At 50.3% G+C, this 20380-nt stretch carries 22 protein-coding genes, 2 rRNA genes and 1 other annotated feature (1 of these 25 cut by a window edge); all 24 genes read left to right on the forward strand.

Annotated features, from left to right (window positions below):
• Positions 1 to 99: ribosomal RNA gene (locus FPZ49_RS27960) — 23S ribosomal RNA — on the forward strand; the annotation flags it as partial.
• A gap of 94 nt (positions 100 to 193) precedes the next feature.
• Positions 194 to 310: ribosomal RNA gene (gene rrf, locus FPZ49_RS27965) — 5S ribosomal RNA — on the forward strand.
• A gap of 192 nt (positions 311 to 502) precedes the next feature.
• Positions 503 to 967, forward strand: coding sequence for a CtsR family transcriptional regulator (locus FPZ49_RS27970; RefSeq protein WP_144853430.1), 465 nt, complete (start codon positions 503 to 505; stop codon positions 965 to 967).
• 51 nt (positions 968 to 1018) lie between these two features.
• Complete coding sequence (locus FPZ49_RS27975; protein ID WP_144853432.1) at positions 1019 to 1540, forward strand: UvrB/UvrC motif-containing protein; 522 nt, start codon at positions 1019 to 1021, stop codon at positions 1538 to 1540.
• 32 nt (positions 1541 to 1572) lie between these two features.
• Positions 1573 to 2643 (forward strand): protein arginine kinase, encoded by a 1071-nt coding sequence (locus tag FPZ49_RS27980; protein ID WP_144853434.1) that lies wholly within the window; start codon positions 1573 to 1575, stop codon positions 2641 to 2643.
• A 64-nt stretch (positions 2644 to 2707) separates the two neighbouring features.
• Positions 2708 to 5152, forward strand: coding sequence for an ATP-dependent protease ATP-binding subunit ClpC (gene clpC, locus FPZ49_RS27985; RefSeq protein ID WP_144853436.1), 2445 nt, complete (start codon positions 2708 to 2710; stop codon positions 5150 to 5152).
• A 166-nt stretch (positions 5153 to 5318) separates the two neighbouring features.
• On the forward strand, positions 5319 to 6686 hold the full coding sequence (radA, locus tag FPZ49_RS27990) for a DNA repair protein RadA (RefSeq protein WP_144853438.1): 1368 nt from the start codon (positions 5319 to 5321) through the stop codon (positions 6684 to 6686).
• 36 nt (positions 6687 to 6722) lie between these two features.
• On the forward strand, positions 6723 to 7802 hold the full coding sequence (gene disA / locus FPZ49_RS27995; RefSeq protein WP_186446144.1) for a DNA integrity scanning diadenylate cyclase DisA: 1080 nt from the start codon (positions 6723 to 6725) through the stop codon (positions 7800 to 7802).
• A gap of 130 nt (positions 7803 to 7932) precedes the next feature.
• Entirely contained in the window at positions 7933 to 8661 is a 729-nt protein-coding gene (pssA, locus tag FPZ49_RS28000) for a CDP-diacylglycerol--serine O-phosphatidyltransferase (RefSeq protein WP_144853444.1), read from the forward strand.
• Positions 8662 to 8814: 153 nt separating this feature from the next.
• Entirely contained in the window at positions 8815 to 9912 is a 1098-nt protein-coding gene (locus FPZ49_RS28005) for a PIN/TRAM domain-containing protein (RefSeq protein ID WP_144853447.1), read from the forward strand.
• Between the two features lie 75 nt (positions 9913 to 9987).
• Positions 9988 to 10695 (forward strand): 2-C-methyl-D-erythritol 4-phosphate cytidylyltransferase, encoded by a 708-nt coding sequence (gene ispD / locus FPZ49_RS28010; protein ID WP_144853585.1) that lies wholly within the window; start codon positions 9988 to 9990, stop codon positions 10693 to 10695.
• Entirely contained in the window at positions 10692 to 11180 is a 489-nt protein-coding gene (gene ispF, locus FPZ49_RS28015) for a 2-C-methyl-D-erythritol 2,4-cyclodiphosphate synthase (protein WP_144853449.1), read from the forward strand. The genes ispD and ispF overlap by 4 nt, the downstream gene beginning before the upstream one ends.
• Positions 11181 to 11234: 54 nt before the next feature.
• On the forward strand, positions 11235 to 12689 hold the full coding sequence (gene gltX, locus FPZ49_RS28020; RefSeq protein ID WP_144853452.1) for a glutamate--tRNA ligase: 1455 nt from the start codon (positions 11235 to 11237) through the stop codon (positions 12687 to 12689).
• A 350-nt stretch (positions 12690 to 13039) separates the two neighbouring features.
• Complete coding sequence (gene cysE, locus FPZ49_RS28025; RefSeq protein WP_144853455.1) at positions 13040 to 13741, forward strand: serine O-acetyltransferase; 702 nt, start codon at positions 13040 to 13042, stop codon at positions 13739 to 13741.
• The gene (gene cysS, locus FPZ49_RS28030; protein ID WP_144853459.1) at positions 13692 to 15089 is read left to right on the forward strand and encodes a cysteine--tRNA ligase; all 1398 of its coding nucleotides are present in this window, start codon (positions 13692 to 13694) and stop codon (positions 15087 to 15089) included. Before cysE ends, cysS begins: the two co-directional genes overlap by 50 nt.
• Before the next feature lie 3 nt (positions 15090 to 15092).
• Complete coding sequence (locus FPZ49_RS28035) at positions 15093 to 15530, forward strand: Mini-ribonuclease 3 (RefSeq protein ID WP_144853588.1); 438 nt, start codon at positions 15093 to 15095, stop codon at positions 15528 to 15530.
• 33 nt (positions 15531 to 15563) lie between these two features.
• The gene (gene rlmB / locus FPZ49_RS28040) at positions 15564 to 16313 is read left to right on the forward strand and encodes a 23S rRNA (guanosine(2251)-2'-O)-methyltransferase RlmB (protein ID WP_144853462.1); all 750 of its coding nucleotides are present in this window, start codon (positions 15564 to 15566) and stop codon (positions 16311 to 16313) included.
• A 21-nt stretch (positions 16314 to 16334) separates the two neighbouring features.
• Positions 16335 to 16853, forward strand: a complete 519-nt coding sequence (locus FPZ49_RS28045) for an NYN domain-containing protein (RefSeq protein WP_144853465.1) — start codon at positions 16335 to 16337, stop codon at positions 16851 to 16853.
• Between the two features lie 116 nt (positions 16854 to 16969).
• Entirely contained in the window at positions 16970 to 17614 is a 645-nt protein-coding gene (gene sigH / locus FPZ49_RS28050; protein ID WP_144853468.1) for an RNA polymerase sporulation sigma factor SigH, read from the forward strand.
• Positions 17615 to 17961: 347 nt separating this feature from the next.
• Positions 17962 to 18111: a 50S ribosomal protein L33 gene (gene rpmG / locus FPZ49_RS28055; RefSeq protein ID WP_025851018.1), complete on the forward strand. Its 150-nt coding sequence runs from the start codon at positions 17962 to 17964 to the stop codon at positions 18109 to 18111.
• 18 nt (positions 18112 to 18129) lie between these two features.
• Positions 18130 to 18342 carry a preprotein translocase subunit SecE gene (secE, locus tag FPZ49_RS28060; protein WP_144853471.1) on the forward strand — a complete coding sequence of 71 codons (213 nt, stop codon included), beginning with the start codon at positions 18130 to 18132 and terminating at the stop codon, positions 18340 to 18342.
• Between the two features lie 26 nt (positions 18343 to 18368).
• Positions 18369 to 18902, forward strand: a complete 534-nt coding sequence (gene nusG / locus FPZ49_RS28065) for a transcription termination/antitermination protein NusG (RefSeq protein ID WP_144853474.1) — start codon at positions 18369 to 18371, stop codon at positions 18900 to 18902.
• Between the two features lie 40 nt (positions 18903 to 18942).
• Entirely contained in the window at positions 18943 to 19368 is a 426-nt protein-coding gene (gene rplK, locus FPZ49_RS28070) for a 50S ribosomal protein L11 (RefSeq protein ID WP_144853477.1), read from the forward strand.
• Between the two features lie 72 nt (positions 19369 to 19440).
• Positions 19441 to 20133 carry a 50S ribosomal protein L1 gene (gene rplA, locus FPZ49_RS28075; protein ID WP_144853480.1) on the forward strand — a complete coding sequence of 231 codons (693 nt, stop codon included), beginning with the start codon at positions 19441 to 19443 and terminating at the stop codon, positions 20131 to 20133.
• 110 nt (positions 20134 to 20243) lie between these two features.
• Positions 20244 to 20380 (forward strand) — a sequence feature (ribosomal protein L10 leader region); it runs 27 nt beyond the window's last position.

The raw sequence follows: 20380 nt of genomic DNA on the forward strand, positions 1-20380 counted from the left end.
ATGTAAGACCCCTTGTAGACGACGAGGTAGATAGGTTCGGGGTGGAAGCGCGGCAACGTGTGGAGCTGACGAATACTAATCGGTCGAGGGCTTATCCAAAAGATTCAGTGAGCTTTGTTTCGAATCCAGTTTTCAGGGTGCAAGCCACCTTGAACAATCAATGGATGTTTCTTGGCAGAAACGTCATAATCCGTTTGGTGATGATGGCGGAAGGGAACCACGCGTACCCATCCCGAACACGACCGTTAAGCCTTCCAGCGTCGATGGTACTTGGACCGCAGGGTCCTGGGAGAGTAGAACGTCGCCAAGCAAATTGAAAGAGCCTCATTGGACAATATCCAATGGGGCTCTTTTTTTGCTTTTCAAAAAGAATAAATCAGAAGCTATTTACCGAACACTATAACATGGTGGTCTGGAGTTGCAATCTTAAGTAAATCTGGTATAATGTTATTAAAGTCAAAGAAAGTCAAAGTCAATTTACTTCTTTCTGGAGGTTGAATTGATGCGCAATGTTTCAGAAGTGATTGAGCAGTATCTGAAGCAGGTTCTGCAGCAGAGCCCTGAGGGCATAATAGAAATTCAGCGTAACGAGCTGGCTGATCAGTTCAATTGCGTGCCATCGCAAATCAACTACGTCATCAGTACTCGCTTTACCCTTGAGAAGGGGTACATTGTCGAGAGTAAGCGCGGCGGCGGGGGGTACATTCGTATCCAGAAGATCGAGTTGAATTCGCATGGAGCGGTGTTGGACCACATTTTTCAAACGATCAGCACCTTCATGGACCAAACGGCTTCGGAAGGCTTAATTTATCAGCTCAGAGAGGGCGGGTTTATCACGACTCGAGAAGCGTCCTTGATGAAGGCTGCGGTGGATCGGGAAGTGCTGGTGCTCAAGCTCCCTTTGAGGGACGAAATTCGGGCTAAGCTTCTAAAAGCGATGCTAATCTCCTTATTAAGCAGCAAATGATTAGGTGGTTACAACCGACATCAGGATCGGTTGCAACAAGGAGGGAACCAGATGATCTGTCAGGAATGCGGTAAGAAGCAGGCAACGCTTCATTTTACCAAAATACTTAATGGAGAAAAGACGGAATTCCACATCTGTGAGTCATGCGCAAGGGAGAAGGGAGAGTTGATTCCTGGGACGCCGAATGGCTTTTCGATTCACAACCTGCTCAGCGGGTTATTGGACTTTGAACCTTCCTCCGCTCAAAGCACGCTGGCAAACAAAGTCCAACCGAGTCGTTGTGAGCATTGCGGATTGACTTATTCTCAATTCAGCAAGGTAGGCCGATTTGGGTGCAGTGAGTGTTATAAGCACTTTGGCGAGAAATTAGACCCTCTGTTCAAACGAGTGCATGGAAGCACGGTGCATACCGGCAAGGTGCCGAAGCGATCAGGCGGGTTGATTCAATATAAGCGTGAAATCGATCAAATGAAAAAAGATCTGCTGGTGCGCATTGAGAACGAGGAATTCGAGCAAGCGGCTCAGCTTCGGGACCAAATTCGAGAATTGGAGAAAAAGGTGGCCGAGGGCTAGTCTAGTTGACTTGGCGGTTAGGAGGAATGCTTATGACGGAAGTCAGCCGTTTTACGCAGCATGCGCTTAGCGATTGGATGAAGGGAGATGGCCCGGATTCGGATATCGTGATCAGCAGCAGAATCCGGATAGCCCGCAACCTTAGGGCGTACCCATTCCCAATGCTGGCCACAAACCAGCAATCCAAAGAAGTGCTTGATCAAGTGGCAGGGCTGCTTGACAATGATGAATTTCAAACGATTAGCCGGTTTACGCTGCTGCCTCTTTCTGATTTAAATGAGCTTGAGAAGCGCGTATTAGTGGAGAAGCACCTGATCAGTCCGGCACTAGCAAATGAGTCCCGTAATGGGGCTGTCATTTTAAATGAAAATGAATCCATCAGCATCATGGTGAATGAAGAGGACCATCTCCGAATACAATGCTTGTGCCCCGGATTTCAGATTAGGGAGGCCTGGGGGCTAGCAAATCAGATCGATGATGTGTTTGAGGTCCAACTGAATTATGCTTTTGATGAAAAACGAGGCTACCAAACCAGCTGTCCTACAAATGTAGGTACAGGTATACGGGCTTCGGTCATGATCCATTTACCGGCATTGGTTCTTACGCAGCAGATCAATCGGATTTTGTCTGCGGTCACACAAGTTGGGCTGGCTGTCCGCGGTCTATACGGTGAAGGAAGCGAAGCGCTGGGTAATTTGTTTCAAATTTCGAACCAAATTACGCTGGGGCAGTCGGAAGATGAGATTATTGATAATTTGTACAGTGTCGTAAGACAAATCATTGAGCATGAACGCGCAGCGCGGCAGAAGCTGGTGTTTGAGACGAAACCGAAAATTTTGGACCGGGTCAGCCGATCCTATGGGATCCTCTCATATGCTGCTATCATGGACTCCAAGGAAGCGGCACAGCGACTATCCGATGTTCGGCTGGGGATCGACCTAGGCTTTATCAAGAATGTTTCCTCCCATGTGCTTAACGAACTATTAGTAATGACACAGCCGGGTTTTTTGCAGCAGTCGGCAGGAGAAAAGCTAACGGCTGAAGAAAGAGACATTAGGAGGGCTCAGCTGATTCGGGGGAAAATATCCGCCGCGGCTGAATAGGCCTCTACACCTTAGACTATTGCACTGTAATTTTTTTGGTAGAACAATTTTGGAGGTGTTACTCATGATGTTTGGCAGATTTACTGAACGTGCACAGAAAGTGCTGTCTTTGGCGCAAGAGGAAGCGGTCCGTTTAGGACACAACAATATCGGAACAGAGCATATTTTGCTGGGACTCATCCGGGAAGGTGAGGGCATTGCGGCAAAAGCGCTTATTGCTCTGGGGCTCGGCTTAGAGAAAATTCAAGATGAAGTGGAATCGTTGATTGGCCGCGGGCAAGAGCAGCCGACCAATATTGCTTATACGCCTCGGGCAAAGAAGGTCATCGAGCTGTCGATGGACGAAGCCCGCAAGCTGGGTCATACGTATGTAGGCACAGAGCACATTTTGCTGGGCCTGATTCGTGAAGGAGAAGGCGTGGCTGCACGCGTTCTGAACAACCTCGGCGTCAGCTTGAACAAGGCCCGCCAACAAGTACTGCAACTGCTTGGAAGCAGTGAAGTGGTCTCGCCTAACCATGGGAACCAAACCAATGTAAATACGCCGACACTGGACGGTTTGGCACGCGATTTGACCGCCTATGCCAAAGAGGGCAACCTGGACCCAGTGATTGGCCGCAGCAAGGAAATTGAGCGCGTGATTCAAGTCCTGAGCCGCCGCACGAAAAATAACCCGGTGCTCATTGGGGAGCCTGGGGTAGGTAAAACCGCGATCGCGGAAGGGCTGGCGCAGAAGATTGTGGCCAATGAAATTCCGGAGACGCTTCGTGACAAACGCGTTATGACGCTCGATATGGGCTCCGTGGTTGCAGGTACGAAGTACCGCGGCGAATTTGAAGACCGGCTTAAAAAGATTATGGATGAAATCCGCCAAGCGGGAAATATCATCTTGTTCATCGACGAGCTGCATACGCTGATCGGTGCAGGTGGAGCGGAAGGCGCCATCGACGCTTCTAACATCTTGAAGCCGGCACTGGCCCGTGGCGAGCTGCAATGTATTGGTGCGACGACCTTGGATGAATACCGCAAATATATCGAGAAGGATGCGGCACTGGAGCGGCGCTTCCAGCCGATTACGGTGGATCAGCCTTCGCCGGAGGAAGCGATTCAAATTTTGTATGGGCTTCGGGATCGATACGAAGCGCACCACCGCGTGAAAATAACGGATGAGGCTATTGAGCAAGCGGTGAGGCTGTCGGACCGTTATATTACGGACCGCTTCCTGCCGGACAAAGCGATCGACCTGATCGACGAGGCGGGCTCCAAGGTAAGGCTTCGCTCCTACACGGTACCGCCGGACCTGAAGAAGCTGGAGAGCCGTCTGGAGGATATCCGCAAGGAGAAAGACGCTGCGGTGCAAAGCCAGGAGTTCGAGAAAGCTGCTTCGCTGCGCGATACCGAGCAGAAGCTGCGTGAAGAGCTCGACACCACGAAGAACGAGTGGAAAGAGAAGCAAGGGCGTACCGATTCCGAGGTTACACCGGATGACATTGCGCAGGTCGTCACCAGCTGGACCGGTATTCCGGTAGTGAAGCTGGTAGAAGAAGAAACGGAGCGCTTGCTCAAAATGGAATCAATCCTGCACGATCGCGTGATCGGCCAGGAGGAAGCGGTGAAAGCCGTCAGCCGTGCCATCCGACGGGCTAGAGCAGGCCTTAAGGATCCGAAGCGTCCAATGGGCTCCTTCATTTTCCTGGGACCTACTGGGGTAGGTAAAACGGAGCTGGCTCGTGCGCTTGCCGAATCACTCTTCGGTGATGAAAATTCCGTGATCCGGATCGACATGTCGGAATACATGGAGAAGCACTCCACTTCGCGTCTGGTCGGGGCGCCTCCAGGGTATGTCGGCTATGAAGAAGGCGGTCAGCTGACCGAGAAAGTACGCCGCAAGCCATACTCTGTAGTCCTGCTGGATGAGATCGAAAAAGCGCATCCGGAAGTGTTCAATATCCTGCTTCAAGTATTGGAGGATGGACGCTTAACCGACTCCAAGGGCCGTACCGTCGATTTCCGCAATACACTGATCATCATGACATCCAACGTGGGTGCCGATGCGATTAAGAAAAACTCGACGCTGGGCTTTACCGCGGCGCACGATTCAGGTCGTGAATACAATAGCATGAAGGACAAAGTGATGGGCGAGCTCAAGAAGAGCTTCCGTCCGGAATTTTTGAACCGGATTGACGAAATTATTGTGTTCCATTCGCTCGATGAGAAGCACATCGCTGAGATCGTGACACTGATGGCTGACGAGCTGCGTAAGCGTCTGAAAGATCAAGATGTCGATTTCACATTGACGGATTCGGCCAAAGCGTTCCTGGCTAAAGAAGGATACGATCCGACCTTCGGGGCACGCCCGCTGCGCAGAGCGATTCAGAAGCATATTGAAGACCGCTTGTCGGAGGAATTGCTTCGTGGCAATATATCCAAAGGCGATAAGCTGATTATCGATGAAAAAGACGGCGAATTGACCGTCGAGCGGAACACGGAAGTGGCCTCGAAGGCTTAATTGAAGTAATAAATAAATCCAGTCCTACCGATGATAAATGGGGGGCTGGATTTTTTTGTGGTGAACCGATCAAGGAGGGCTTTCATGACTGCGGTAAAAATGGTAAACTTTGAAATGGTGGAATTTGGAGATTGCGGGTGGAAATTCAGTACGTTAGGGGAACAGCATGGCTAAAACGAAAACGAAATTTTTTTGCCAGCAATGCGGCTATGAGTCCTTGAAGTGGTTGGGCAAATGCCCAGGCTGTCATGCATGGAATACATTTGTTGAAGAAGTGGAAACGGTCAGTAAAAGTCAAGGTTTGCATACTTCTTTTTCAAAAAAGAAAGAAAAGCCGATATCCATCATAAACATAGATAGCAGTGAAGAGCAGCGCATCGTGACCGATAATAAGGAGCTGAATCGTGTCTTAGGCGGTGGGATCGTTCCAGGCTCGCTGATCCTGGTCGGGGGCGATCCGGGAATCGGGAAATCAACGCTGCTGCTGCAAACCTCTCATGCGCTGACACAGCAGCAATTGAAGGTGCTGTATATATCAGGAGAAGAATCGGTCAAACAAACGAAGCTGCGGGCAGATCGCCTTCAAGTCACTTCGCCGCTGCTGTTTGTGCTCTGCGAAACGAATGTGGAGCATATCGAAGCCGCGATTGATGAGATTGAACCGGATTTCGTCGTGATCGACTCCATTCAGACGGTATTTCACCCTGCGGTAACCTCGGCGCCTGGCAGCGTCTCGCAGGTGCGGGAGTGCACGGGCCATTTTATGCGCATCGCCAAAATCAAAGGAATTGCAACCGTAGTAGTTGGTCATGTTACTAAGGAAGGGGCCATTGCAGGACCCCGCATGCTGGAACATATGGTCGACTGCGTGCTGTATTTTGAGGGAGAGCGTCATCATTCCTATCGCTTACTGCGTGCGGTGAAGAATCGCTTCGGATCTACGAATGAGATCGGAATCTTCGAGATGCAGGAAGTCGGATTGGTGGAAGTAAGCAATCCATCGGAATTATTTTTGTCCGAACGGCCGCTGGGAGTTTCGGGATCGACGGTTGTGGCCAGTATGGAAGGTACCAGACCGGTGCTCGTTGAACTGCAAGCGCTTGTTTCGTCCACCAATTTTCCTTCGCCTAGACGGATGGCGACCGGCTTTGATCATAACCGTCTGTCTCTGATCATTGCGGTGCTGGAGAAGCGGATGGGCATGTTTTTGCAAAATCAGGATGCCTATTTGAACATCGCCGGTGGTGTGAAGCTAGATGAACCTGCGGTTGACTTGGCCGTGGCGGTTAGTATCGCTTCGAGCTTCCGGGAGCAGCCGACCCAGCCTTATGATGTCGTGTTCGGCGAGGTGGGGCTTACCGGCGAGGTGCGCGGCGTTTCCCGCGTCGATCAGCGCGTACGTGAGGCACAGAAGCTGGGCTTCAAGCGAGTCATTCTTCCGGAGAAGAGCCTCAAGGGCTGGACACCGCCGAAAGGCATAGAAATCATCGGCGTAGAGACTGTGTCGGAAGCCTTGAAAGCGGCATTACTGTAATTTTGTTTAGATATTGGAGCGGAGTGTGGGGACATCGTGAGTAAGGAAGAAGCCAAGAGAGATCAGGTGAGCCAGCTGCTGCAGCTCGTCGCCCCAGGGACCCCTTTTCGCGAGGGGTTGGAAAATGTATTGCGGGCGAAAACCGGAGGCTTGATCGTCGTCGGATATAGTCCTGAGGTGATGGAGATTGTAGATGGAGGGTTCTCCATTAATTGCGATTTTTCCCCCAATTACCTGTATGAGCTCGCAAAGATGGACGGCGCCATTATTTTGAGCGAGGATTTGAAACGGATTCTGTACGCCAACACTCAGCTGATTCCGGATTCTTCCATCTCCTCATCAGAGACGGGGATTCGTCATCGGACAGCCGAACGGGTGGCCAAACAGACTAACAAGCTGGTCGTTTCCATCTCACAGCGTAGAAATATCATTACCCTTTATCAGGGGAATCTGCGGTATGCACTCAAGGATATTGGGGTTATTTTGACCAAAGCGAATCAAGCCATTCAAACGTTGGATCGGTACAAGACGGTGCTCGATCAGGATCTGACGAATCTCGGTGCGTCTGAATTTGAAGAGCTGGTTATGCTCCACGATGTGACCGAGGTCGTTCAACGCGTCGAGATGGTGCTGCGCATTAAAGCGGAAATTAAGCGCTACATTAACGAACTGGGCAACGAAGGTCGGTTGATCAGCATGCAGCTGCAAGAGTTGGTAGGAAATATGGAATTTGAAGCCTATTTGCTGGTGAAGGATTATGTGAAGGACCCCAGCGAGGAAAAGGTGAAAGAAGCACTCAATGCATTCCGGCGGCTGGCGTCCGACGACTTGCTGGACCACTCCCATATTGCCCGCGTGCTCGGCTACCCTCATGCCAACAACAGCGCCGAAGAAACGGTATCGCCGCGCGGCTATCGGGTGCTGCATAAGATTCCGCGACTTCCAACCGTCATCATCCATAATCTAGTGGAGCGATTTGCGTATCTTCCGCACCTGATGATGGCTACAATAGAAGAGCTCGATGAAGTTGATGGAATTGGCGAGGTGCGGGCTAGAACTATTAAGGAAGGATTAAAACGTATCCAAGATCAGGTACTCATTGACAGACATATCTAACTTGCATACAATCAGAAGGTAGCCTAAATGAGAGCATCTGAAGCGGGGCGAACCTGTGGTTCTAACTAAAACTTTCCGGTGCTATAATAATATAGATTAGGGTACAGTAAAACCAGAGGTGGACTATACAATGATAACGAAATCCCTCCCGAACGTATTTACCGTGGGGAATCTGTTTTTGGGCATTATCTCCATAATATTGGTATTTAACAATAAACCGGAGCTGGCGGCCATCATGGTCATTGTGGCCATGCTGATGGACGGACTAGATGGGCGTGTAGCCCGTGCGCTGAATGCACAGAGCGAATTCGGCAAAGAGCTGGACTCGTTGTCCGATGTGATCTCCTTCGGCGTCGCCCCAGCGTTCATTATGTACGTAGTTGCTTTCACAGAGCTCAATGCAGCGGCTGCGTGGATTGCAACAGCAGTATTCCCGATTTGCGGAGCGCTTCGATTGGCACGGTTTAACGTAGTCGCAGGGACACCGGGCTATTTCATCGGCTTGCCGATTCCAGCTGCAGGCGGTGTGCTTTGTACGCTGGCATTGTTCCACAATGAGTTGAATACCATCGTATTGCTGTTGTCGACGCTGCTGCTCTCGTACTTGATGGTCAGTACCGTCAAATATCCAAACTTTAAGAAAGTCGGTATTCCAAAAGCTGCGATCTGGGTAACTCCGATTGTCGTGGCAGCGGCGGTGCTTCTCGCCATTCTATATCCAGGCATGCTGTCCAAACTGATCTTTGTACCGCTGGTCATTTATGCGCTGTGGGGCTTAAAAAAAAACGTTGATCGGCTCTTCTTCCGAAGAAGAAAAAAGAAGTCCGTAGACGACGAATCGAAAACCACGACGTTCTAACAAAACGAATAGACGATGAAAATGAAAAGCATTTATTTTCCTTCGGGGAAGTAAGTGCTTTTTTGTATTTTCTTATGGGGCGGAGGATTAGGCAGGAAACTTTTGGTTCATAATTGTAACGAGGAGTATTTTTTATTGATGGAGGTGAAGTCTATGATGAAAAGATGGTTCCAGCTTCTGTTCGCAGTTATTGGCGGTGTGTTAGGGGTACAGTGGAGTGATACAATTGGTCGGCCATTTTTTAACGTCATAGAACCGGTCTTTGGATGGGGTGAGATTAAAGGGCAGGAAGTATGGATGTTTGGGCTCGGCGCCCTACTGTTTTATTCCTTCAGCTCGCTCACGTTGGAGTACCTGCTGAGCATCATGCACAAAGGGGAAGAACGGGTAGGCACCGTACCGGCGGCGGACTTATTTGCAGGCTCGTTGGGGATGGTTATGGGACTGCTTGCAGCTTCCATGCTGCTAGGGCCGTTCGAGAAAGCGGGGATGGCGAATCCCTTCCTGTATGCGGTGGGTGTCGTGCTGCTAGCCTGGGCCGGCTACCGATTGGGAGTCGTGAAGAAGGAGGAGATCTTCTCCATTCTGGAAAAACGTCAATCCGGCCGTGACCGCGGAGGACAGGGAGAAGGGAAGCGGTATGAGGAGCACAAAATTCTCGACACGAGCGTCATCATTGACGGGCGGATCGCTGATATTTGCAAGACCGGATTTATTGAAGGGACCTTGGTCATTCCTGAATTTGTCCTCGAGGAGCTGCAGCATATTGCAGACTCGTCGGATTTGCTGAAACGGAATCGCGGACGCCGTGGACTTGACATTTTGAACAAAATTCAGAAAGAGCTGGATGTGAAGGTGCTGATCTACGAAGGGGATTTCGATGAAATTTCGGAAGTGGACAGCAAGTTGGTTCGCCTGGCGAAAGTGCTGCAGGGGAAAGTGATTACCAACGATTTTAACCTGAACAAGGTGTGTGAGCTGCAAGGCGTCTCCGTGCTCAATATTAATGACCTAGCCAACGCGGTGAAACCGGTGGTGCTGCCGGGCGAGGAAATTTTGGTGCAGGTGATCAAGGATGGCAAGGAGCACGGGCAAGGCGTGGCTTATCTCGATGACGGTACGATGATCGTCGTGGAAGGTGGACGCGATTTTATCGGAACGACGCTGGATGTACTCGTAACAAGCGTGCTGCAGACGTCAGCAGGCCGAATGATTTTTGCCAAGCCCAAGCTATTGGAAAAAGCGCTCTAACACGGTATGATAGAAGCTGCAGCTGTTATCCGCCCAAGGATCAGTTGTCATAGAGTGTTGTGGCAGGTGAACAAAGTGACGGACAAGCTGGGGATCGTAATTGTTGCCGCGGGCAAGGGCTCACGGATGAAGACCCAAGAAAGCAAGCAGTACTTGATGATCGACGAGAAGCCTATTTTGGTACATACTTTGGCATTGTTTGACCGCATGGAGGTCGTCGATACGATCGTGCTGGTTACAGGGAGCGCTGATGTAGATCGGTGCCAGCAGTATGTCGAGCAATACGGGCTGCGCAAAGTGCAGCACGTTGTAACCGGTGGTTCGGAACGTCAGGATTCGGTCTATCAGGGACTTGCTACGCTGCAAGGAAAGGTCGACTGGGTCATGGTGCATGATGGCGTTCGGCCGTTTGCAGCAGAGGCGCATATCCTCGCATGCTTAGACAAGGCCAAAGAAACAGATGCAGCAGTGCTTGCTGTGCCTGTCAAGGATACGATTAAGGTCGTCGATAGCGACGGGCTTATTCAAGCTACACCAGATCGACGCAGCTTGTGGGCGATTCAGACCCCGCAGGCTTTTCGTCTTTCTATGCTGCTGCAGGCGTATGAGTCGGCTCGGCAGGATGGCTTCCTGGGCACCGACGATGCGATGCTGGTGGAGCGGCTGGGGATCAAGGTAGCTGTCGTAGAGGCAGATTACTACAATATCAAAATCACGACGCCGGAGGATTTGCCTTGGGCTGAGTGGATCATACGCAATGCTAGAGGAGAGAAGAACACATGATTCGAGTGGGACAAGGCTTTGACGTGCATCAATTAACCGAGGGGCGCAAGTGCATTATCGGCGGCGTAGACATTCCATTTGAAAAAGGGCTGCTCGGCCACTCCGACGCGGATGTGCTGCTGCATGCGCTGAGCGATGCCATTTTGGGTGCGTTGGGACTCGGCGATATCGGCAAGCATTTTCCGGATACGGATGCGGCGTTTAAAGATGCGGATAGCTATATTTTACTGGAGCGGGTATGGAAGCTGGCGAAGGAAGCGGGATACCGCTTGGGGAACGCCGATTGTACGATCATTGCGCAAAAGCCGAAGATGGCTCCCCATATTCCGGCTATGGTGCAGCGCATTGCAACGGCCTTGGAAGCGGAAGAGCTTAGTCAAGTCAATGTCAAAGCAACGACGACGGAGCAGCTCGGGTTTACCGGCCGGGGCGAAGGCATTGCAGCGCAGGCGGTTGTTTGTTTGGTAAAAGGTGTGCTATCATAACAGATAATATTTTTTGGGACTATGGATTGGCTAGGTGTGAGAGGAGAAGGGACCATGGCAGATTTTCGCGTTAGATACGCTCCGAGTCCGACAGGACATCTTCATATCGGCGGAGCACGGACGGCCTTGTTTAATTATTTGCTTGCGCGTAAGGAAGGCGGGCAATTCATCATTCGCTTTGAGGACACGGATCAGACCCGGCACCTGGAGGCAGGGATCCAGAATCAGTTCGACGGCCTGGAATGGCTCGGCGTGAACTGGGATGAGAGTGTAGATGTGGGCGGCCCTTACGGCCCTTATCGTCAAACGGAGCGGCTGGATCTGTACCAGCCTTTCATCGATCAACTGCTGGCGCAAGGCGATGCGTATCACTGCTACTGTTCCGAAGCGGAGCTGGAGCAGGAGCGGGCGGAGCAGGAAGCGAAAGGGCAAATGCCGATGTACTCGGGCAAATGCCGTCATTTGACGGAGCAGCAGAAGCAGCAATACCAGGCGGAAGGGCGCAAGCCATCGACTCGTTTCCGCGTGCCGGCGGATAAAGTGATCGCGTTCGAGGATCGCATTCGCGAGCATGTAGAATTTGAATCGGCGGGGATTGGCGATTTTATTATCGTGCGTCCGGATGGCATCCCAACCTATAACTTTGCGGTTATTTTGGATGATCATTTGATGAAAATCACTTTGGTCATCCGTGGGGAGGAGCATTTGACCAATACGCCGCGGCAAATCATGATGTACGAAGCGTTAGGCCTTCCCGTGCCGGAGTTTGCACATTTGTCGCTCATTTTAAATCAGGATCGGAAAAAAATGAGCAAGCGCGATGAATCCATTATTCAGTTTATGGAGCAGTACAAGGAGCTTGGCTACTTGCCAGAGGCTGTACTGAACTTTATCGCGCTGCTCGGCTGGTCGCCTAAGGGTGAAGAAGAGATTTTCACCAAGGAAGAGTTGATCGCGCAGTTTTCCCTAGATCGAGTGTCCAAAAGCCCGGCAGTATTTGATATGGATAAGCTGAACTGGATGAACAATGTGTACATCAAGAAAGCGGACAAAGATCGAATCGCCGAGCTGTCGCTGCCGCATTTGCAAAAAGCAGGCCGCCTTCCAGGCACCCTTACAGCGGAGCAGGAGCAGTGGGCACGTTCGCTGATCGGCCTCTATCAGGAGCAGCTGCGCTATGCAGCGGAGATTGTACCGCTCTCGGAGCTGTTTTTCCGCGACGCGGTGAGCTTTGAAGATGAGGAAGCGAAGGCTGTGCTGGCGGAAGACCATGCCAAGATCGTGCTGCGGAGCTTCTTGTCCCAGATCGAGCAGGCGGCGGATTTCAACGTGGATGCCATGAAGGGCATCATGAAAGCCGTGCAAACCGAAACTGGTTATAAAGGCAAGCCGTTGTTCATGACCGTACGCGTTGCGCTGACCGGACAAATGCATGGACCGGATCTCAACATGACGATTTATTTGCTGGGCAAAGAGACCGTTATGAACCGCGTGAATACATTATTGTAAACTACATGTTTTTCGGATATACTTAGAGAACATATGTCACAGCGACGAACGGGAAAGTACGCGAAAGCTGGGATTCTCAGAGAGGACAATCGGTTTCTTCAATAGAGCCGGCTGCGAGTTGTCCAATCCTAACTTCACGGAAGTGCACCCGGGAGCTGTAAAGACGATCTGTGCGCAACACATCTGTTCAGCGGCAGGGTAGCCTTTACCGTTACGTTCACGATACGAACGATCGAGATGGATTATGTGATCCAAGCAGAGTGGAACCGCGAGACGACGCCTCTGCAGCCTTATGGGCTGTGGGGGCTTTTTTGTTTTTCATCCGAGGTGCTGGGGAGAGGTGGATGGGGATGTTTGACCGAATGAGAGAGGATATTGCTACAATTTTTGAGAACGATCCGGCGGCAAGAGGCTGGTTCGAAGTGGTCTTTACATACTCCGGACTGCACGCGCTTTGGGCGCACCGGGTGGCACATTGGTTTTATGGCAGGCAATGGTACACCACGGCACGGATCATCTCCCAAGTAAGTCGGTTCATGACGGGGATTGAAATTCATCCGGGTGCGGTAATCGGAAGACGGTTTTTTATCGACCATGGCATGGGAGTCGTCATCGGGGAAACCTGTGAGATCGGGGATGACGTATTGCTGTATCACGGAGTAACCTTAGGCGGGACCGGCAAGGAAAAAGGTAAACGGCACCCGACCATTGGAAATAATGTGGTTATATCGGCAGGAGCTAAGGTGCTGGGATCGTTTTCGGTAGGAGATAATTCACGCATTGGCTCCAACGCCGTTGTATTGAGCGAAATCCCTTCAAACAGTACCGTCGTGGGCATTCCTGGACGCATTGTGAAGCGCGATGGCGTGCGGGTAGGTCGATTGGAGCACGATAAGCTGCCGGATCCGGTGGTGGATATGTTTCGCCAGCTTCAGCAGCAGATCGATGAGTTGAAGGTGGAAGTAGAACAGGCCAAATCAAGCAATGGAGGAAACGAAGATCATGACATTAAAGATTTACAATACGATGTCTCGAACAAAAGAGGAGTTTAAGCCGTTGGAGCCCGGCAAAGTGAAAATGTACGTGTGCGGGCCAACCGTATACGGATATATTCATATCGGCAACGCGCGTCCGGCGATCTTTTTCGACGTTGTACGTCGCTATTTAGAATCCATTGGCTACGACGTTAAGTTCATCGTGAACTTTACTGATGTGGACGATAAGCTGATTAAGAAGGCAGCAGAGATGGGAACAACTGTTCCTGAGGTGGCAGAGCTCTTTATTCAAAAATATTATGAGGATACGGATGGGCTGGGTGTGCGCAAAGCTACCGTTAATCCTCGCGTCACGGAAAATATGACCGAAATCATCGCTTTTATCACCGGTCTGGTGGAGAAAGGGATGGCCTATGAAAACGGTGGCGACGTCTTTTACCGCACCTCCTGTTTTCCGGAGTATGGGAAGCTCTCTCATCAAAATATGGAGGAGCTGCAGTTCGGGATTCGCGTTGATGTGGATGAGCGCAAAGAGCATCCGCAAGACTTTGTTCTCTGGAAAGCAGCTAAGCCGGGCGAGATCAGCTGGTCGAGTCCATGGGGAGAAGGCCGCCCAGGTTGGCATATTGAATGCTCGGCGATGGTGCGCAAATATTTGGGTGAGACAATCGACATTCATGGCGGCGGCACGGATTTGACCTTCCCGCATCACGAGTGCGAAATTGCTCAGTCCGAAGGGTTAACGGGGCATGTGATGGCTAACTACTGGATGCATAACGGCTTCGTAAACATTAACAATGAGAAAATGTCCAAGTCGCTGGGCAACGGAATCAACGTGAACGATATGCTGAAAACCATGTCGTCGCAAATTATCCGCTATTTTATGCTGTCGGGCCACTATCGCAATCCGCTCAATTTCAGCGATGAAACGGTAGAGCAGGCCAAGGGCAGCTTAGCCCGGATCGAGAACTGTATCGCAGGCATCAAGCACCGTCTCAAGACAGCGGAAGCGGGAGAGGCGGAAGCGAGCGTTCGGGAAGCGGTTCAGAGCGCGAAGGAACTGTTTGAGTCCAAAATGAACGACGATTTCAATACGCCGGACGCGATTACTGCGGTGTTCGAGCTGGTGAGCGCAGCTAATTTGTACTTAAACCAAGAGCGGGTGGCCGCCCAAGCGCTGGAGCTGCTGCTGCAGCAGTTTGATGCGATGGATCAGGTATTGGGCATACTAGCTAAAGCAGATGACGACCTGGTCGATGAAGAAATCGAACGGTTGATCGCGGAGCGGGCGGAAGCGAGAAGAGCGAAAAATTGGGCGCGTTCCGACGAAATTCGGGATTTGCTTGCGAATCAAGGCATTGTGCTGGAAGATACGGCGCAAGGCATTCGTTGGCGGCGGAAATAAGTGATGGAGTCTAATCCGCTGCTGTTTTCACCCGATCATGTCAATTTGTTTGCTTTCCCACCGGCGCATGATCCCAAATTGTTGAATCCTTTAGTGCTGGCCTATATGGGGGATGCGGTGTACGAGGTCTTTATTCGCCAGTACGTCGTATCCCAACCGAACCAGCGGCCGAATCATCTGCATCGGCAGTCCACACAGTATGTTTCAGCCAAGGCGCAGGCGAAGTCGCTGCAGCGGTGGCTGCCTCATTTGACAGAGGACGAGCTGGATATCGTGAAGCGGGGGCGAAACGCCAAGTCCGGCACAACGGCTAAGAACGCAGATGTCTTGGAATACCGTCATAGCACGGCCTTTGAGTGTTTAATCGGATTTTTATACTATACGCAGCAGTGGGAGCGGCTTCAGTACCTATTGATGCTGTCCCTGGAGCGGGAAAAATAAACTTGATTTAAGGCTGAAAGAGGGACGTTCACGATGGAAGAATTAGAATTTATTGGCGGAAAGCATTCCGTATTGGAAGCGCTGCGTTCCGGTCGAACGATCAACAAGATCTGGATCGCCGAGGCGGCCCAAAAGCAGCTCACTCAGCCGATTTTGGCGGAAGCGAAGCAAAACGGAGTCATCGTTCAGTTTGCAGATAAGCGGAAGCTGGATCAAATGGCAGGGGATGTGCAGCATCAGGGCGTAGTCGCACAGGTTGCGGCCTACGAGTATGTAGAAGTGGACGACCTCTTGGCAAGAGCGGCGGAGCGGGGGGAAGAACCCTTTCTGCTTATTTTGGACGAAATTGAGGATCCGCATAATTTGGGATCGATCCTACGATCGGCGGATTGCACCGGTGTACACGGGGTCATCATCCCCAAAAGACGCTCCGTAGGACTGACCGCCGCCGTGTCTAAGACATCGGCCGGTGCCGTCGAATATGTGCCTGTCGCCCGTGTGACGAATTTGGCGCAAACGATCGAGCAGCTGAAGGAGCAGGGCGTTTGGGTTGCGGGGACGGATGTAAGCGCCAAACAGAATGTCTATGAATCGAACTTCAATCTTCCTTTAGCGATCGTCATCGGCAATGAGGCTAAGGGCGTAGGGCGGCTCATTAAGGAAAAATGCGACTTCCTCCTGAAACTTCCGATGTTTGGCCAGATTAACTCCCTGAACGCTTCCGTCGCGGCCTCCGTACTAATGTACGAGGTCGTGCGCCAGCGTCTTGCAGCTCGAAAATAACGGCCGGCGAGGCGGGACGGTATGATTCAGGAGATACTCATTGTAGACGGCTACAATATAATCGGTGCGTGGCCGGAGCTTCAGAAGCTGAAGGATCTCCGGCTGGAAGATGCGCGCGACCGGCTGATCACGATTATGTCCGAATACCAGTCATTTTCCGGGATGAAGACGATTCTCGTATTCGATGCTTACTATGTGCCGGGACTGGGGAAGAAGTACACGCAGAGCAAGCTCCCGGTCTACTACACGAAGGAAAAAGAAACGGCGGATGAGCTGATCGAACGGCTTGTTACGGCACACATCGGACGCCGCAAGCAGGTCTATGTGGCCACCTCGGATATGACCGAGCAGCATGTCATTTTTGGGAAGGGCGCGTTCCGGATTCCGGCGAGTGAGCTATTGGTCAAGGTCAAGCAATCACGGAAGGAAATTCGCCGAAAAATCGAGGACGATCACACATCTGGCCGTCATAATACGTTGGAAGGCAAGCTGAGCGGAGACATGAAAGCGACGTTCGAAAAGTGGCGTAGAGGCCGTTAAAATATGCCTTAAAGTCTAGTAAAATGAAGGTTTTCTAATCTGAATATTGTTGACGATAATAGATTACATAATGTATACTTATCCTATCTTTCAAGCGCAGGGCCGGAGGGATTGTGGTGAGCGTCGACCTCAAAGAATTGAGAATGTTCGAATATGACCTCAAGGCAGATGAAGATCTTGTCGAAGCGGTTCGCGAAGGCAACAGCGATGCACTGGAGTATCTGATCAACAAATATAAGAATTTTGTGCGCGCCAAAGCGCGTTCATATTTTTTGATCGGTGCGGACAGAGAAGACATCGTGCAAGAAGGTATGATTGGTCTATACAAATCGATACGAGACTTTCGTGGCGATAAGCTTGCATCCTTCAAGGCGTTTGCTGAGTTATGTATAACCCGTCAGATTATTACGGCGATCAAAACGGCCACCCGCCAGAAGCATATACCCCTGAATTCTTACGTCTCTTTGGACAAGCCGATTTATGATGAAGACTCCGATCGAACGCTATTGGATGTCATCTGCGGCTCCCGAGTTTCAGATCCTGAGGAATTGATTATAAATCAGGAGGAATTTAGCGGGCTCGAGGACAAGATGGGAGAAATCCTGAGTGACCTGGAGCGCAGAGTGCTGATGCTGTATTTAGATGGAAGGTCGTATCAAGAAATTGCGGTAGACTTAGATCGTCATGTCAAATCGATAGATAACGCACTCCAGAGAGTGAAACGTAAACTAGAGAGATATTTGGAAGTTCGAGATGCGTAGATCCGAGCACCTTTGCTGAACAGCAAGGTGCTTTTTTTATTTTGTCATAAGGGTGACATGAATATGTAAGGCACAATTCATGGGTGAATTATTGAATTATTGGATAAATCCATTCTAGAACAAATGTTCGAGGTAGTCAAATCTTGAAAGATAGCCTATTTGGTTTAAGTCCGCGCGGATTGGTCGATAATGGATATAGCGGGGCAAGTGGTTCATGTTAATCCTTTTTCCTTGACAGAAAAAAGGGCGTGTGCTAAAGTATTTTGGTAGCCTTAAGCTGTGAGGCGTTTTTTTGCTGATCGTTTAAGGTTGTAAATTTTGAGGCTGGTCCGTAGGAGGTGTACATCATGCGGGTAATTATTACATTAGCGTGCACAAACTGCAAGCAAAGAAACTATACGTCCACCAAAAATAAGCGCAACCATCCTGACCGCATGGAGCTCAAGAAATATTGCAAGTTTTGCAATGAACAAACTGCTCATCGCGAAACTCGCTAGTTTGTTGGAGGTGTAGTTGTGTCCTTTTTGGCTAAAATGAAGCAGGGATTCGGCAACACATTTTCTTTTTTTACGGACAGCTGGTCCGAATTGAAAAAAGTAAAATGGCCTAGCCGTAAAGAAATGATCAGCTACACGCTGGTGGTATTGTTTACGGTCGCCTTCGTAACGGTGTACTTCTACGTTCTGGACTTGGGTATTTCTGAGCTGCTTCGCCTCGTATTTCAATGATGACGACGACGGGTGGCGCTATGGAAATGGAGAAAAGATGGTACGTCGTGCATACCTATTCCGGGTATGAGAACAAGGTTAAGGCAAACTTGGAAAAGCGTGTGGAATCCATGGACATGAAGGATAAGATCTTTCGTGTGCTAGTTCCCATGGAAGAAGAGCTTGTGAATAAAGACGGCAAGAAAAAGACGGTTATGCGTAAGGTGTATCCGGGCTACGTTCTGGTGGAGATGATCCAAACGGACGATTCCTGGTATGTCGTGCGCAACACGCCTGGGGTTACCGGGTTTGTAGGGTCAACCGGTTCTGGTTCGAAGCCGACTGCGCTGCTGCCTGAAGAGGTAGAAGCGATTCTTAAGCACATGGGGATGGAAGAGCCGAAGCCGAAAGTGGATTTCGTGCTCAAAGAAACCGTTCGCGTGAAAGTTGGACCGTTCGCGAACTTTGTCGGCTCGATCGAAGAGATTTTGTTCGACAAAGGCAAGCTGAAGGTTCATGTCAACATGTTTGGCAGAGAAACTCCGCTGGAGCTCGATTTCAACCAAGTTGAGAAGCTGTAGTTTGGATTTTCGGCCATACTAGAATGAGGAGGTGCACACAATGGCAAAAAAGGTTATCAAAATGGTAAAACTGCAGGTTCCTGCAGGTAAAGCGAATCCGGCGCCGCCGATCGGTCCTGCACTTGGTCAAGCAGGGGTTAACATCATGGCGTTCTGTAAAGAGTTTAACGCTCGTACAGCAGATCAAGCAGGTTTGATTATTCCTGTTGTGATCACGGTATTCGAAGATCGTTCCTTTACGTTCGAGACTAAGACGCCTCCAGCTGCAGTTCTTCTGCGCGTTGCTGCTGGGATTCCTAAAGGATCTGGCGAACCGAACAAGAAGAAAGTTGCTACGGTTAAGCGTTCCAAAGTTCGCGAAATCGCTGAGCAAAAAATGCCTGACCTGAACGCTGCATCTGTTGAAGCTGCTATGCGTATGATCGAAGGTACGGCTCGCAGCATGGGCGTAGTTATCGAAGACTAATTCGGTAACGGGCAGCTCGTGCCCAATTCGGTGGGAGGATATTCCGCTAATACCACATAGGAGGACTAGAAAGTGGCTAAACACGGCAAGAAATACCTTGAAGTAGCCAAGCTGATCAACGCTGAAACGTTCTATGAACCGGCTGAAGCGATCGAGCTTGTTAAGAAAACAGCACGCGCGAAATTCGACGAAACGGTTGAAGTAGCAGTGCGTTTGGGCGTAGACCCGCGGAAACAAGACCAAGCTGTTCGTGGTGTAGTTGTATTGCCACACGGTACTGGTAAAACTAAACGTGTTCTTGTATTTGCTAAAGGCGAAAAAGCAAAAGAAGCAGAAGCGGCTGGCGCTGATTTCGTAGGCGATCTGGACATGATCAACAAAATCCAACAAGGTTGGTTCGACTTTGATGTCTGCGTAGCTACACCGGACATGATGAGTGAAGTCGGTAAACTCGGCCGTATCTTGGGTGGTAAAGGTTTGATGCCTAACCCTAAAGCGGGTACAGTTACATTTGACGTAACTAAAGCCGTTCAGGAAATCAAGGCAGGTAAAATCGAATACCGTCTGGATAAAGCGGGTCAAATCCACGCGCCGATCGGTAAAGTATCCTTCGACGCTGAGAAGCTTGCTGAGAATTTCAAGGCACTTATCGATGCTTTGAACAGAGCGAAGCCGGCTGCAGCGAAAGGTGTTTACTTGAAAAACGTAGCGGTAGCTTCCACTATGGGCCCTAGCGCTCGGATTAACGCTGCGAACCTGCGCTAATCTTAAATAGCATAGTTTGGTAGTTGACTTCAGAAGTCACCCGTGCTAATCTATTTAAGTTGCAATTGACATTGTTGTTTGATGAAACGGCAATTGTCAACCAGGTTCTTGACAAACGAATATGCTTACCGTAGACAGTAGGTGCTCGCGTTAGAGCTTAATTCCCTACCGAGGTGTTATGATATAAGTTCGGTATTCTTTGCTAGTGATGTACAAAGAATTCGTGAATCATCATGCCTTCGCCTTG

It is taken from the genome of Paenibacillus cremeus (genome assembly GCF_007786445.1).
GTDB classification, from domain to species: domain Bacteria; phylum Bacillota; class Bacilli; order Paenibacillales; family NBRC-103111; genus Paenibacillus_G; species Paenibacillus_G cremeus.

Coding starts and splice junctions, on each gene's coding strand:
- FPZ49_RS27970 (WP_144853430.1), top strand. CDS start 503: ATGCGCAATGTTTCAGAAGTGATTGAGCAGTATCTGAAGCAGGTTCTG.
- FPZ49_RS27975 (WP_144853432.1), top strand. CDS start 1,019: ATGATCTGTCAGGAATGCGGTAAGAAGCAGGCAACGCTTCATTTTACC.
- FPZ49_RS27980 (WP_144853434.1), top strand. CDS start 1,573: ATGACGGAAGTCAGCCGTTTTACGCAGCATGCGCTTAGCGATTGGATG.
- clpC (WP_144853436.1), top strand. CDS start 2,708: ATGATGTTTGGCAGATTTACTGAACGTGCACAGAAAGTGCTGTCTTTG.
- radA (WP_144853438.1), top strand. CDS start 5,319: ATGGCTAAAACGAAAACGAAATTTTTTTGCCAGCAATGCGGCTATGAG.
- pssA (WP_144853444.1), top strand. CDS start 7,933: ATGATAACGAAATCCCTCCCGAACGTATTTACCGTGGGGAATCTGTTT.
- FPZ49_RS28005 (WP_144853447.1), top strand. CDS start 8,815: ATGATGAAAAGATGGTTCCAGCTTCTGTTCGCAGTTATTGGCGGTGTG.
- ispF (WP_144853449.1), top strand. CDS start 10,692: ATGATTCGAGTGGGACAAGGCTTTGACGTGCATCAATTAACCGAGGGG.
- gltX (WP_144853452.1), top strand. CDS start 11,235: ATGGCAGATTTTCGCGTTAGATACGCTCCGAGTCCGACAGGACATCTT.
- cysE (WP_144853455.1), top strand. CDS start 13,040: ATGTTTGACCGAATGAGAGAGGATATTGCTACAATTTTTGAGAACGAT.
- cysS (WP_144853459.1), top strand. CDS start 13,692: ATGACATTAAAGATTTACAATACGATGTCTCGAACAAAAGAGGAGTTT.
- FPZ49_RS28035 (WP_144853588.1), top strand. CDS start 15,093: ATGGAGTCTAATCCGCTGCTGTTTTCACCCGATCATGTCAATTTGTTT.
- rlmB (WP_144853462.1), top strand. CDS start 15,564: ATGGAAGAATTAGAATTTATTGGCGGAAAGCATTCCGTATTGGAAGCG.
- FPZ49_RS28045 (WP_144853465.1), top strand. CDS start 16,335: ATGATTCAGGAGATACTCATTGTAGACGGCTACAATATAATCGGTGCG.
- rpmG (WP_025851018.1), top strand. CDS start 17,962: ATGCGGGTAATTATTACATTAGCGTGCACAAACTGCAAGCAAAGAAAC.
- nusG (WP_144853474.1), top strand. CDS start 18,369: ATGGAGAAAAGATGGTACGTCGTGCATACCTATTCCGGGTATGAGAAC.
- rplK (WP_144853477.1), top strand. CDS start 18,943: ATGGCAAAAAAGGTTATCAAAATGGTAAAACTGCAGGTTCCTGCAGGT.